Here is a 12,594-nt window from a genome sequence, read left to right on the forward strand (position 1 = left end):
TATTGATTGGTGGTAGTTAATGATTTTTTATACAGCACGAATATCGGAGGGGCTATGTCAGATGAAAACGATACGCGTTCGAAGGACGAACTGATAAAAGATATAATTTCTAAAGCAAAGCTTCTCGCTACTGTTGATTTTGAAAAGCTAGAGTCAGAAGGTGTGATAGAAAAAGTTAGAGGTGGTTATCTTGTAAAAAAACACTCACTTCTACCTGAAGTGGCTATGAAATATTTAGTGAAGTCTATAACTCCTACTAAAACTGGCACAAAAGTATTGCTTTTTAAGCCACCTAAAAACTTCATTAATTTAGCTAGTAAAAAATAATTAATTTTTCCGATTTATCTACCAAAAGATACCAAGTAATTCGAAGGAGCCTTAAGGCTCCTTTTTCACTCACACTTCCAAATTGTATTCTGTACGCCACTACCCGCAGGGAGGTGAGGGTTCAAGTTAGCACTATGAGTGTATGTAGCCTTTGTCCTGCCGTACTGTTGGCAAGCTGCGTTGGCTGTTTTCTGTAGGCTATCAAGTCCGTACCATCCGTCTGACTGAATGCTTACGGTCTTTCCATCGTTGTACTGCACTTGAGCACATCCTACCAGAATCAACGGAAGGCAAATTAGAGCCAGCTTTTTCATTGAGCTTACCAATTCCAATTCACCGTAGTGTTCAACCCGCGTAAGTTCGTATGTTCAGTTCTGGTTGGTTGTAGCACTACCTGACCTGTAGCACGTTCGATGATGTCAAAGTACTCTATTTCGGTCTGTCCCATCGTTCCTTTAACTCTCATTTTAGTTTTGACGTACTCGAATCTATCCCTCGGGTAGTTTTCTTCAAATTGTTCATCTGTCATTTTCATCATTCCTAGTAGGTAAGCAACCACAGATATCTTAGGGTAAGGGTAGGGGGGTGACAATCCATCTGATTGCAAATTGTACATTTTGTTTCAAGATGTGTAATCTGAACTCGATATCCCATCAAGAGGACTTACACATGGCAAAAGGTAAAGATCAACACGTGACGCCCCATGCTGATGGATGGCAAGTTAAAGGGGAGGGTAACAGCCGTGCAACGGTTGTTACTAACACTAAGAAAGAAGCAATTGATGCTGCCCGAGTAATTGCACGTAATCAAGAAAGTGAGTTAGTGATCCATAATCGGGATGGAAAGATTTCTAACTCTGATTCACATGGACACGACCCATATCCACCTAAAGATACTAAGTGACTGAAAAGGAGCCGATTTGGCTCCTTTTTATTGAGTTCGCACTCGGGAGGAAAAAGTTGTAATTGATAGGTCAATCATGTTGCCTCCTGCGGTAAGGTGATCTGTAATTCATTACACGTTGCTGCGGTCTTCGCCGCGCACAAAGGCATATCAGGGATCCAACAATAGCAGCTAAGGATAGCAGGCTATGTGGGATTCGTCCGATGCTATCTGCGCGGTTGGATCACAATTCTCCATCGGGGCGGGCGGCGGTTTGCCGCACGGCGCCGGCGCGGTAAAATGGCGCTTATTTCCCTCTATAGGACAAGGTTATGAAGCTGATGTTCGCCTCGGATATCCACGGCTCGCTGCCGGCTACCGAACGCGTGCTGGAATTGTTCGCACAAAACGGCGCCGACTGGCTGATTCTTCTGGGTGATTTGCTGAATCACGGCCCGCGCAACGCGCTGCCGGCCGGGTATCAGCCCGCTCAGGTTGCCGAACGATTGAATCGCTATAGCGACAAGATCATCGCCGTTCGCGGCAATTGCGACAGCGAGGTCGATCAGATGCTGCTGACGTTTCCCATCGAGGCGCCCTGGCAACAGGTTTTACTGCAAAAAAGACGATTGTTTTTGACCCACGGTCACCTTTATCATCCCTCGGCACTGCCGCCGTTATCCCGCGGTGACGTCCTGGCCTACGGCCATACGCATCTGCCGCAGGCGGAGCGGCAGGGTGAGATCTATTGCTTCAATCCGGGCTCGGTCAGCATCCCCAAAGGGGGCTTTCCGGCCAGCTACGGCATGTTGGATCGGGGCACTTTGCGCGTGCTGACGCTCGACGGCGGCAAGGTCGTCGCGGAGGTGGCGTTAACACGCTAAACGCACTAATTTATACACACACAATAAAAATCTTTGAAAAGCACTCATTGATTAACCAGCGCGCGGGATGCATCGCGCCAAAATAGAAGGTTTTAGAGGATGGCGGAACAGGGTCAGGCTGCAGATACCGAATGGGTTGATATCGTCGACGAGCAAAACGAGGTGATTGCGCAATCCAGTCGTCAACAGATGCGGGCGGAGCGGCTGCGTCATCGTGCTACCTATATTGTGGTGCATGATGGAATGGGAAAAATTCTGGTGCAGCGTCGCACCGAGATCAAAGACTTCTACCCGGGCTGGCTGGACGCGACGGCGGGCGGCGTGGTGCAAAGCGGTGAAAACGTGCTGGACTCGGCGCGCCGCGAGGCGGAAGAAGAGCTGGGCATCGCCGGCGTGCCTTTCGCCGAACACGGTCTGTTCTACTTCGAAGAAGAGCAGTGCCGGGTGTGGGGCGCGCTGTTCAGCTGCGTATCGCACGGCCCGTTCGCGCTGCAGGAAGAAGAAGTGGCCGAGGTGTGCTGGCTGACGCCGGAAGAGATCACCGCGCGCTGCGACGAGTTTACTCCGGATTCGCTGAAGGCGCTGTCGCTGTGGCTGACGCGCAACAACGAACAGGATTACGGCAAGCCGCTCGACAACCACTGAGACGCCAACGCGTAAGAAAGCCGGTCATCGACCGGCTTTTTTTATGGTGCGGATTCAGCAGCTGTCGCGGCGGCACAGCGTGGCGGGCAGGGAGCCTGCCGGCTGCCAGGGCTGCTCGTTCAGCCGCGCCAGCAGCGCCTGGCCGGCCTGAATGCCGATGTCGCGATGCGGAATGGTCATGGTGGTCAGCGGCGGCTGGCACACCCGGCTGAACTCGCTGTTGCCGAACCCCACCACCGCCAGATTGTCCGGCACCTTGATGCGCCGCCGCTGGCATTCATACAGCGCGCCGCCGGCCAGTTCGTCCGAGGCGCACACCAGCGCGTCCAGCTCCGGCCAGGCCAGCAAGAATTCCGGCAGCTGCTGCGCGCCGGTGCTGAAGCTGGCGGGCTGCGCGGCGTTGATCACCCGATGCGGCGACATATGGTTGCGCAGCAGCGCCTTGTGCCAGCCCTGCAGGTGCTGCTGGAAGATCCACTGTTCCTGGTTGGCGCACAGCAGCCCGATGTTCTGATAGCCGCTGGCGATCACCGTTTGCGTCAGCTGATACATGGCCGCCACGTAGTCGATGCCGATGCTCATGTCGATCGGATCGGCGCGTACGGCGCCGATCTCCACCACCGGAATGTTGGCGGCGATCAGCGCGTTGCGGGCGTTTTGCGAATGCTCGACGCTGAGCAGCACCGCCGCCGCCAGGTTGTAGGAAAGCAGGGTCTCCAGCAGCTTCTCTTCGCGCTCCAGATGGTGCTGCGATTCCGCCAGCATGATGTGATAACCGGCCGGCTGCAGCACTTTCTGCAGGCCGGCGAACATCTCGGCGCAGCCGGATTCGGACAGGCTGGGCACCACCATGGCGATGGTGTAGGACGAGGCCGACGCCAGCGAGCTGGCGGCCAGGTTGGGCAGATACCCCAGTTCGCTTACCGCGGCTTCAATCTTCTCGCGCAGTTTGTCTGAAACCTGCTCCGGCGTGCGCAGCGCGCGCGATACCGTCATGGTGCCGACGCCCGCCAGCTGCGCTACGTCAGCCAACGTCACCCTGCCCGTGCTGCGTCGTTTTTTACCGATCGACATGCCTAATCCCGACTGAAATGCGCGCGCGGCGCATAAAAATGGTGAGGGCGGGAAGCCGACGGCGCGGCTTCGACGATCCCCGTATGCGGCACATTCTACCCCGTTACCCGAAAGAGCGAGAAAAAATTGTGGTTAACGCCATGCCGCGGCGCGGCGTTTTGATAGCGCTATCACAGATCTGCATGATAGCGCTTTGGTAGCGCTATCTTTGTGATATCCATCACTGTGTGGCCGGGAGGGGTTGATTAAAGTTTTACCGTCGTCGGTGAATTAATCACCGGCCGAAACCATCAACCTTTAGGAGGGTAACGTGCTGAAAGAGTGGCTGACCGCCGATCATATACAGCTGTGCGAACGGGTGGAGGACTGGCGCCAGGCGGTCACGCTGAGCGCGCAGCCGCTGCTGCAAGACGGCGTGATCACGCCGAATTACCTGACGGCGATCTTTGATCAGCAGGAGAAGCTCGGCCCTTACTTCGTCCTGGCACCGGGCATTGCCATGCCGCACGCCCGGCCCGAAGAGGGTGCCAACGCGTTGGGATTATCGCTGTTGAAGATCCATCAGGGGGTGAATTTTCATTCCGCAGATAACGATCCGGTTCAGGTGGTGGTGATGCTTTCGGCGCCCGACGGCGACAGCCACATCGAATTGATTTCGCAACTGGCGGAATTATTTTCAGACAATCAGGCCATGGCGGCGTTATTTCACGCCAAAGATAAACGGCAAATCGAGGATATTATCGCCCGCTATTAACGCTTAATCACCAGGAATACCATCAATGCTAACAACGCCGGGAATATGACCGGCGGCGCTACCCTACACGCTAAATTCAACAGGTGGATATTATGAAAATCATGGCGATCTGCGGTTCCGGTCTCGGCAGCAGTTTTATGGTGGAAATGAACATTAAAAAGGTGCTGAAAAAGATGGGCGTGGAGGCCGAGGTCGAACACTCCGATCTGTCGTCCGCCACCCCCGGCGCCGCCGACGTGTTCGTGATGGCGAAAGACATCGCCGACAGCGCCAGCGTACCGGCCGAGCAGCTGGTGGTGATCAGCAACATCATCGACATTAATGAGCTGGAAGCCAAGCTGCGCGCTTACTTCGAAGCCCACTCAATCATCTGAATAAAACGATTGGCGAGGTGGATATGTTTATCCAGGAAACGCTTAAGTTTGTGGTGGATATATTAAAGGTGCCTTCGGTGCTGGTCGGGCTTATTGCGCTGATCGGTTTGCTGGCGCAAAAGAAATCGTTTTCCGACGTGGTGAAAGGCACGGTAAAAACCATTCTCGGCTTTATCGTTTTAGGCGGCGGCGCCACGGTATTGGTTGGGTCGCTCAATCCGCTGGGCGGCATGTTCGAACATGCGTTCAATATTCAGGGCATCATTCCGAATAACGAAGCCATTGTCTCGATCGCGCTGGAGAAATACGGCGCCTCCACCGCGCTGATCATGGCGTTCGGCATGGTGGCGAATATCGTGGTGGCACGCTTCACCCGGCTGAAATACATCTTCCTGACCGGCCACCACACCTTCTACATGGCCTGCATGATCGGCATCATCCTGACGGTGGCGGGCTTCGAGGGCGTGCAGTTGGTGTTTACCGGCGCGCTGACCCTGGGGCTGGTGATGGCGTTCTTCCCGGCGATCGCCCAGCGCTATATGCGCCGCATCACCGGCAATGACGATATCGCCTTCGGCCACTTCGGCACCCTGGGCTACGTGCTGTCCGGCTGGATCGGCTCGAAGGTGGGTAAAAACTCGCGCTCGACCGAAGAGATGAACCTGCCGAAAAACCTCAGCTTCCTGCGCGACAGCTCCATTTCGATCTCGATGACCATGATCGTCATCTACCTGATCCTGGCGATCTGCGCCGGGCGGGCCTATGTGGAAAGCGAGCTCAGCGGCGGCCAGAACTACCTGGTGTATTCGATCATTCAGGCCATCACCTTCGCCGCCGGGGTGTTCATCATCCTGCAGGGCGTGCGCCTGATTCTGGCGGAAATCGTGCCGGCGTTCACCGGCTTCTCGGAAAAACTGGTGCCTAACGCGCGGCCGGCGCTGGATTGCCCGGTGGTCTATCCCTATGCCCCCAACGCGGTGCTGATCGGCTTCTTGTTCAGCTTCCTTGGCGGATTGGCCGGGCTGTTCCTGCTGGGGCAGCTGAAGATGGTGCTGATCCTGCCCGGCGTGGTGCCGCACTTCTTCACCGGCGCTACCGCCGGGGTGTTCGGCAACGCCACCGGCGGGCGGCGCGGCGCGATGCTGGGCGCCTTCGCCAACGGGCTGCTGATCACCTTCCTGCCGGTATTACTGCTGCCGGTGCTGGGGGCGTTGGGCTTTGCCAACACCACCTTCTCCGACGCCGACTTCGGCGCGATCGGCATCCTGCTGGGCAATATGGCGCGCTTTATGTCGAAAGAGATGATCATGCTGGCGATCGTCGCCGTGTTCGCGCTGCTGGTGGCGCATAACTTCCTGGGAAAACGCAAAGGCGCGCCGGCCGCTGACCGCGTCGAGAAATAACGAGGGCAGACTGATGAACTACACAACGAGCGAAACGGAAATTGAAGAGCTGCATGCCCTGGCGCGCGCGATCCGCCTGGAAACGCTGAAAGCGCTGACCGGGCTGGGCTTCGGCCACTACGGCGGCTGCATGTCGGTGGTGGAGACGCTGGCGGTGCTGTATGGCAGCGTGATGCGCATCGATCCGGCGGATCCGGACTGGCCGGAGCGCGATGACTTCGTGCTGTCGAAAGGACACGCCGGCCCGGCGCTGTACAGCACACTGGCGATCAAGGGCTACTTCCCGCTGGCGGAGTTGAAGACCCTCAACCAGAACGGCACGCGTCTGCCGAGCCATCCGGACCGGCTGCGCACGCGCGGCGTGGACGCCACCACCGGCTCGCTGGGGCAGGGCGTGTCGATCGCCGCCGGCATGGCGTTGTCCCATCGGCTGGCGGGGCGCCGCAATCGGGTGTTCAGCATCCTCGGCGATGGGGAACTGAATGAAGGGCAGTGCTGGGAGGCGTTCCAGTTTATCGCCCACCACAATCTGAACAACCTGACGCTGTTCATCGATTACAACAAGCAACAGCTGGACGGCGCGCTGGACGAGGTGATCCAACCGTTCGATCTGGCCGCCAAGTTCCGCGCCTTCGGCTTTGAGGTGCAGACCATCAAGGGCGACGATATCGCGGCGCTGTTGGCGGCGGTGGCGCCGGCGCGCGGCGGCGAACAGCGGCCGCTGGCGATCGTGCTCGACAGCATCAAAGGGCAGGGCGTTGCCTATCTGGAAAACCTGTCGAACTCTCACCACCTGCGCCTGACGCCGGACGTGCAGCAGGAAATCGAAAAAGCCATCGCCGAACTGGAGGCCGCCCATGTTTAACGTAGTGACGCAGTTGGAAAACGACGCCGTCGAAATGCGCAAAGTCTACGCCGGCGCGGTGCGTCGGCAGATTGAGGCGGGCGCGCCGATCATCGCGCTGGAGGCAGATCTGATGAGCTCGATGGCGATGGACGGCGTACACAAGGATCACCCGCAGCACGTGATCAACTGCGGCATCATGGAGGCCAATGTGATCGGCGTCGCCGCCGGGCTGTCGCTCACCGGCCGGGTGCCGTTCGTGCATACCTTTACCGCCTTCGCCAGCCGCCGCTGTTTCGATCAGCTGTTCATGTCGCTGGATTATCAGCGCAACAACGTCAAGGTGATCGCCTCCGACGCCGGGGTGAGCGCCTGCCACAACGGCGGCACCCACATGTCGTTCGAGGACATGGGCATCGTGCGCGGGCTGGCGCATTCGGTGGTGCTGGAGGTGACCGACGCCACCATGTTCGCCGACATTCTGCGCCAGCTGATGGATCTGCGCGGCTTCTACTGGGTGCGCACCATTCGCAAGCAGGCGACGCGCATCTATCAGGAGGGCTCGCGCTTTACCATCGGCAAGGGCAACCTGCTGCGCGACGGCGACGACATTACGCTGATCGCCAACGGCATCATGGTGGCGGAGGCGCTGAAGGCGGCGCAGAGGCTGGCGCGGCAGGGCGTCAGCGCGGCGGTGATCGATATGTTCACCCTCAAGCCTATCGACCGTGAACTGATCAAAACCTACGCGGCCAAGACCGGGCGCATCGTCACCTGTGAAAACCACAGCATTCATAACGGGCTGGGATCGGCGGTGGCGGAGGTGCTGGCGGAAGAGTGCCCGACGCCGATGCGGCGCGTGGGGGTGAAGGAGCGTTACGGCCAGGTGGGCACCCAAGCGTTCTTGCAACAGGAGTATGGCCTGACCGCCGAGCATATTCTGGAGGCCGCCGGGCAGCTGCTGCAAAAATAGTTCTCGAGTCAATCACAACTGCTGTAACGAATGAGGTCTGGTGCTATGTATAAAGCACATGCCTTCCTGCCCAGTATCTGAGTTATGACTCACGCGTTATCAACTGAGAAGCCCCTTAGGGGGCTTTTTGTTTTTAATGGATAATGGATGGCCAATGCTTGGGTAAAAAGAGATAATAAAAACAGTCTAATAAATACAACAAGTTATATTCATGGAGTGAATAATGATAACAGCAAGAGGCTCGTTCAGAAGGCTGACGCTAGGCGAGATCACGCTATCCCGTTTTCTCTATAAAAATGCCATCGACTACAGTCTTGTTAAAGTGCATAACGCGAGCTATTTCCCGTTTGGTTTGCAGAATGAGGAAACGGCCGTTACGCCTAATGGTGAACTTTATTGGCCTGAAAAACACTTCAGGGAAGATTTTTCCACAGAAACAACGCGCTACCTATGGTGGTTCATGCATGAAATGGCCCACGTATGGCAGTATCAGATGGGGATGAACGTCCGGCTGCGGGGAATAATGAGCTGGGCGGTAACTTATAAATACTCGCTGCCTGATTACTACTCCTTAGCTGATTATGGTATGGAGGCACAAGCCAGCCTTCTTGCAGATTACTTCATCCTTTCTCGTTATGGCAAAGAACGGTGGTTTGAGGTGAAACTGATGCAAGGTATTATAGGTCCAGATTTGAAAAGCCGTTATGAGCATGTTTTGAAAGGATTTCTTAATGCTCCTGCCGACAGGAAAAACCTGAAATGAGAAGAATCTATACCCTCATCATGATGATGTTGCTCAGTGGCTGTATGCTTGAAAAGCAACGTTTTTACGCTGCGGATATTACGCTGCGGGGAAATGATCTCTGTTTCTCTTTACCGCAAGCCTACCCAACACAGAGTGGCAGGGTCAGTCTGGTCAGCATCGCTATTGAACAACGGTTGGATAGCCAAACGCATGAGCTCTGGCGTAGGACCACTCTACCACCGAAGCCCGTTGAGACGATTACGCCCGGCCAATGTATCCCATACTCGTTCAAGGCATTTGAGAGCAATGTGCCATACACCGTGGCAATCAGTACCGTAGATCCTCAGGATGCAGATTCCAAACGTTTCTGGCAGCGCAGTTTCTCGCTGAAAATCAGTGACGGACAGATTTTGCAGGTTATTGCCAGTGCGGAGTAATAAAGCGAGAGAAGGGATGAATGAAATGACAAGGACGGCAATGTGTGTGAAACGAAGCGATAGGCATAACGCTTGAGAGAGTGCCGTTGGGTTTCTGCACCATAAATTACATTCGGCTCTCAAGGAGGAGATTATGGCCGTGGTTCCATTACTGCCGCCAGGCGGTTTTACTGTTCTTGCCAGAAATTTGCGCGAGGCGCGCAGGCAGGGGCAACCTCGCAACATGGCGCTGCCAGGTACTTATTATTGGTTCTACCAGCAGGTAAAAAATCGGGGCCCTTGGGATTACAAACAGCAAAATCGCGCATTGGCTAACTTTGGTAATTTCAATTATGGGGCAACCGGTACTGCGGCTGGAATTCCCGCAGAAATTTTGTTGATGGGCGCCGGATTTGCTCAGTCACGGGCAGGAACATCTCGGTCAGAATGGAGTCATTGGTATCAACGCCCGCCGTATGGTGATGACCCTCAGGATCAATATTGGATCAAGCAAGGAATTGATTATGCAAATCGGCATGGTTACTAGATGGGCTCATCGGCTGCTGACGGCAATTTTGTTGGTTATTGTCGTCGGATTGGCGGGATACTGGTATACCACCCGCGATACTTATGACGATAAGCTCTATAGCAAAAAGCAGTTGACCGACGATATTTGGCTCTACATCACCGAGTACCAGAATGCGGGGGCTACCGACACGGATGTGTATCGTTACTATTTGAACCGAAGCCTGGATGGGGACCCTATCAAAGTGCTGGGGCAAAGCGCGCCAATCTTGACGGCGGATCGGGCTGATGCAACTATCCGCGGTGAGGGAAACCGCATCACCATCAATTTTTCCGGGAAGGTGTATTCCTTTACGAATTCGGCATTTTTCTATGCCACGAATAGCCAAACACCCATCATGCCCACCATTGATTTTTCTGCACGGGGCGTCAGCGCCTGGCGATGATGGTGGGTGCAGCGGATTTGGCGGATATTGTCTAAAACAGCATAATCACCAAGAATATCAGGCATAAAAAAGCCAGTCAGGATTACCTGACTGGCTTTTTTTACGGTTTATTACGCCTTGGCGGCAGCGTCAGCCTGGGAAGACTGGATCGCCGTCAGCGCGACGGTGTAGACGATATCGTCAACCAGTGCGCCGCGCGACAGGTCGTTCACCGGCTTGCGCATACCTTGCAGCATCGGCCCGATGGAGACCAGGTCAGCGGAACGCTGTACCGCTTTGTAGGTGGTGTTGCCGGTGTTCAGATCCGGGAAGATGAACACGGTCGCCTGGCCGGCTACCGGTGAGTTCGGCGCCTTGGACTTGGCAACGTCGGCCATGATGGCGGCGTCGTACTGCAGCGGGCCGTCGATGATCAGATCCGGGCGTTTTTCCTGCGCCAGACGGGTTGCTTCGCGCACTTTCTCGACGTCGCTGCCCGCGCCGGAGTTGCCGGTGGAGTAGGAGATCATCGCTACGCGCGGCTCGATGCCGAAGGCGGCGGCGGAATCCGCAGACTGGATGGCGATTTCAGACAGCTGCTCGGCGGTCGGATCCGGGTTGATCGCGCAGTCGCCGTAGACCAGTACCTGGTCAGGCAGCAGCATGAAGAACACGGAGGACACCAGCGAGCTGCCCGGCGCGGTTTTGATCAGCTGCAACGGCGGACGGATGGTGTTGGCGGTGGTGTGAACTGCGCCGGAGACCAGACCGTCGACTTCGCCTTGTTCCAGCATCAGGGTGCCGAGCACCACGTTGTCTTCCAGCTGCTCGCGCGCGACCACTTCGGTCATGCCCTTGCTCTTGCGCAGCTCAACCAGACGCGGCACGTAGTTTTCACGCACGGCGACCGGATCGACGATTTCGATGCCTTTGCCCAGCTCAACGCCTTGCGCTGCCGCGACGCGCTGGATCTCTTCCGGGTTGCCGAGCAGCACGCATTCCGCGATGCCGCGTTCGGCGCAGATGGCCGCCGCTTTCACGGTGCGCGGCTCGTCGCCTTCCGGCAGCACGATGCGCTTGCCGGCTTTACGCGCCAGCTCGGTCAGCTCGTAACGGAACGCCGGTGGAGACAGACGGCGTGAACGCTCGGAGGTGGCGGTCAGCGAGTCGATCCACTCGGTGTTGATGTGGCTGGCCACGTAGTTCTGCACTTTCTCGATGCGCTGGTGGTCGTCCGCCGGCACTTCGAGGTTGAAGCTCTGCAGGCTCAGCGAGGTCTGCCAGGTGTTGGTATCGACCATGAACACCGGCAGGCCGGTCTGGAAGGCGCGTTCGCACAGCTTCTTGATCGGCTCGTCGATGGCGTAGCCGCCGGTCAGCAGGATGGCGCCGATTTCCACGCCGTTCATCGCCGCCAGGCAGGCGGAGACCAGCACGTCAGGACGGTCTGCGGAGGTCACCAGCAGAGAGCCTGGGCGGAAGTGTTCCAGCATGTGCGGGATGCTGCGCGCACAGAAGGTCACGGACTTCACGCGGCGGGTCATGATGTCGCCTTCGTTGACCACGCGGGCCTTCAGGTGGCGAGCCATGTCGATGGCGCGGGTGGCGATCAGATCGAAGCTCCACGGCACGCAGCCCAGAACTGGCAGCGGGCTGTTGGCGAACAGCTGCGCAGGATCGACGTGGGCGATGCTGGCTTTGGTGGAGTCGTCGAAGATTTCGGACAGGTCAGGACGGGTGCGGCCCTGATCGTCGACCGGTGCGTTCAGCTTGTTGATGATCACGCCGGTGATGTTTTTGTTCTTGCTGCCGCCGAAGCTGGTGCGCGCCAGTTCGATGCGCTCTTTCAGCTGCGCCGGGGAGTCGTTGCCCAGCGCCAGCACGAAGACGATCTCGGCGTTCAGGGTTTTGGCGATCTCGTAGTTCAGCGCGTTGGCGAACTGATGCTTGCGGGTCGGCACCAGGCCTTCGATCAGCACCACTTCCGCGTCTTTGGTGTTCTCGTGGTAACGCGCCACGATCTCTTCCATCAGCACGTCTTGCTGGTTGGAGCTCAGCAGGCCCTCAACGTAGTCCATGCGCAGCGGTTCGGCCGCCGGAATGGTGGAGTTGCTGCGGATGATGGTGGTGGTCTGGTCGAGCGCGTTGTCGCCGGTGCGCGGTTGAGCGATAGGCTTGAACACGCTCAGACGAACGCCTTTTTGCTCCATGGAGCGGATGACACCCAGGCTGACGCTGGTCAGGCCGACGCTGGTGCCGGTGGGGATCAACATAATAGTACGTGACACAGAATAGTCCTCTTCACGATTAACATGAGGCTAAA

15 protein-coding genes are annotated in these 12,594 nt (G+C 56.7%); 13 read left to right on the forward strand and 2 right to left on the reverse strand.

What is annotated here, in order from left to right; all coding sequences use genetic code 11:
- The first annotated feature begins 54 nt into the window (after nt 1-54).
- The 4 genes from ABTW55_RS17020 (at nt 55) to yfcD (ending at nt 2,738) form a co-directional block, all read left to right on the forward strand.
- Nucleotides 55-327, forward strand: a complete 273-nt coding sequence (locus ABTW55_RS17020; protein ID WP_350429296.1) for a hypothetical protein — start codon at nt 55-57, stop codon at nt 325-327.
- A gap of 669 nt (nt 328-996) precedes the next feature.
- Nucleotides 997-1,230: a DUF2188 domain-containing protein gene (locus tag ABTW55_RS17025; protein WP_071824282.1), complete on the forward strand. Its 234-nt coding sequence runs from the start codon at nt 997-999 to the stop codon at nt 1,228-1,230.
- A 311-nt stretch (nt 1,231-1,541) separates the two neighbouring features.
- Nucleotides 1,542-2,093 (forward strand): phosphodiesterase, encoded by a 552-nt coding sequence (gene yfcE / locus ABTW55_RS17030; RefSeq protein ID WP_033648055.1) that lies wholly within the window; start codon nt 1,542-1,544, stop codon nt 2,091-2,093.
- Between the two features lie 99 nt (nt 2,094-2,192).
- A complete protein-coding gene (gene yfcD / locus ABTW55_RS17035; protein WP_004936086.1) occupies nt 2,193-2,738 on the forward strand; it encodes an NUDIX hydrolase YfcD in 546 nt (181 codons plus the stop codon).
- A gap of 54 nt (nt 2,739-2,792) precedes the next feature.
- Here yfcD and ABTW55_RS17040 read toward each other — a convergent pair whose 3' ends face one another.
- On the reverse strand, nt 2,793-3,812 hold the full coding sequence (locus ABTW55_RS17040) for a LacI family DNA-binding transcriptional regulator (RefSeq protein WP_004936083.1): 1,020 nt from the start codon (nt 3,810-3,812) through the stop codon (nt 2,793-2,795).
- A gap of 310 nt (nt 3,813-4,122) precedes the next feature.
- On the opposite strand from ABTW55_RS17040, the gene ABTW55_RS17045 reads away from it, so the two are divergent.
- The 9 genes from ABTW55_RS17045 to ABTW55_RS17085 all read left to right on the forward strand — a co-directional run bounded on the left by ABTW55_RS17045 (nt 4,123) and on the right by ABTW55_RS17085 (nt 10,292).
- Nucleotides 4,123-4,566, forward strand: coding sequence for a PTS sugar transporter subunit IIA (locus tag ABTW55_RS17045; RefSeq protein WP_047571198.1), 444 nt, complete (start codon nt 4,123-4,125; stop codon nt 4,564-4,566).
- Nucleotides 4,567-4,658: 92 nt separating this feature from the next.
- Nucleotides 4,659-4,940, forward strand: coding sequence for a PTS sugar transporter subunit IIB (locus ABTW55_RS17050; RefSeq protein ID WP_025303676.1), 282 nt, complete (start codon nt 4,659-4,661; stop codon nt 4,938-4,940).
- A 23-nt stretch (nt 4,941-4,963) separates the two neighbouring features.
- Nucleotides 4,964-6,343 (forward strand): PTS ascorbate transporter subunit IIC, encoded by a 1,380-nt coding sequence (locus tag ABTW55_RS17055; protein WP_004936074.1) that lies wholly within the window; start codon nt 4,964-4,966, stop codon nt 6,341-6,343.
- A 13-nt stretch (nt 6,344-6,356) separates the two neighbouring features.
- Complete coding sequence (locus ABTW55_RS17060; RefSeq protein ID WP_033635336.1) at nt 6,357-7,208, forward strand: transketolase; 852 nt, start codon at nt 6,357-6,359, stop codon at nt 7,206-7,208.
- Nucleotides 7,201-8,160, forward strand: coding sequence for a transketolase family protein (locus ABTW55_RS17065; RefSeq protein WP_033653757.1), 960 nt, complete (start codon nt 7,201-7,203; stop codon nt 8,158-8,160). Before ABTW55_RS17060 ends, ABTW55_RS17065 begins: the two co-directional genes overlap by 8 nt.
- A gap of 223 nt (nt 8,161-8,383) precedes the next feature.
- Complete coding sequence (locus ABTW55_RS17070; RefSeq protein ID WP_033635334.1) at nt 8,384-8,923, forward strand: hypothetical protein; 540 nt, start codon at nt 8,384-8,386, stop codon at nt 8,921-8,923.
- A complete protein-coding gene (locus ABTW55_RS17075) occupies nt 8,920-9,342 on the forward strand; it encodes a putative T6SS immunity periplasmic lipoprotein (RefSeq protein ID WP_041036067.1) in 423 nt (140 codons plus the stop codon). Before ABTW55_RS17070 ends, ABTW55_RS17075 begins: the two co-directional genes overlap by 4 nt.
- A 133-nt stretch (nt 9,343-9,475) precedes the next feature.
- Nucleotides 9,476-9,868, forward strand: a complete 393-nt coding sequence (locus ABTW55_RS17080) for a polymorphic toxin type 44 domain-containing protein (protein ID WP_072008404.1) — start codon at nt 9,476-9,478, stop codon at nt 9,866-9,868.
- A complete protein-coding gene (locus ABTW55_RS17085; RefSeq protein ID WP_033653823.1) occupies nt 9,846-10,292 on the forward strand; it encodes a hypothetical protein in 447 nt (148 codons plus the stop codon). Before ABTW55_RS17080 ends, ABTW55_RS17085 begins: the two co-directional genes overlap by 23 nt.
- Nucleotides 10,293-10,402: 110 nt before the next feature.
- On the opposite strand, the gene pta is transcribed toward ABTW55_RS17085, so the two are convergent.
- Nucleotides 10,403-12,559, reverse strand: a complete 2,157-nt coding sequence (gene pta, locus ABTW55_RS17090) for a phosphate acetyltransferase (protein WP_033635332.1) — start codon at nt 12,557-12,559, stop codon at nt 10,403-10,405.
- Nucleotides 12,560-12,594: the final 35 nt, after the last annotated feature.

The organism is Serratia sp. SM04 (genome assembly GCF_040280225.1).
Taxonomy (GTDB): domain Bacteria; phylum Pseudomonadota; class Gammaproteobacteria; order Enterobacterales; family Enterobacteriaceae; genus Serratia; species Serratia sarumanii.

Coding starts and splice junctions, on each gene's coding strand:
- ABTW55_RS17020 (WP_350429296.1), top strand. CDS start 55: ATGTCAGATGAAAACGATACGCGTTCGAAGGACGAACTGATAAAAGAT.
- ABTW55_RS17025 (WP_071824282.1), top strand. CDS start 997: ATGGCAAAAGGTAAAGATCAACACGTGACGCCCCATGCTGATGGATGG.
- yfcE (WP_033648055.1), top strand. CDS start 1,542: ATGAAGCTGATGTTCGCCTCGGATATCCACGGCTCGCTGCCGGCTACC.
- yfcD (WP_004936086.1), top strand. CDS start 2,193: ATGGCGGAACAGGGTCAGGCTGCAGATACCGAATGGGTTGATATCGTC.
- ABTW55_RS17040 (WP_004936083.1), bottom strand. CDS start 3,812: ATGTCGATCGGTAAAAAACGACGCAGCACGGGCAGGGTGACGTTGGCT.
- ABTW55_RS17050 (WP_025303676.1), top strand. CDS start 4,659: ATGAAAATCATGGCGATCTGCGGTTCCGGTCTCGGCAGCAGTTTTATG.
- ABTW55_RS17055 (WP_004936074.1), top strand. CDS start 4,964: ATGTTTATCCAGGAAACGCTTAAGTTTGTGGTGGATATATTAAAGGTG.
- ABTW55_RS17060 (WP_033635336.1), top strand. CDS start 6,357: ATGAACTACACAACGAGCGAAACGGAAATTGAAGAGCTGCATGCCCTG.
- ABTW55_RS17065 (WP_033653757.1), top strand. CDS start 7,201: ATGTTTAACGTAGTGACGCAGTTGGAAAACGACGCCGTCGAAATGCGC.
- ABTW55_RS17070 (WP_033635334.1), top strand. CDS start 8,384: ATGATAACAGCAAGAGGCTCGTTCAGAAGGCTGACGCTAGGCGAGATC.
- ABTW55_RS17075 (WP_041036067.1), top strand. CDS start 8,920: ATGAGAAGAATCTATACCCTCATCATGATGATGTTGCTCAGTGGCTGT.
- ABTW55_RS17080 (WP_072008404.1), top strand. CDS start 9,476: ATGGCCGTGGTTCCATTACTGCCGCCAGGCGGTTTTACTGTTCTTGCC.
- ABTW55_RS17085 (WP_033653823.1), top strand. CDS start 9,846: ATGCAAATCGGCATGGTTACTAGATGGGCTCATCGGCTGCTGACGGCA.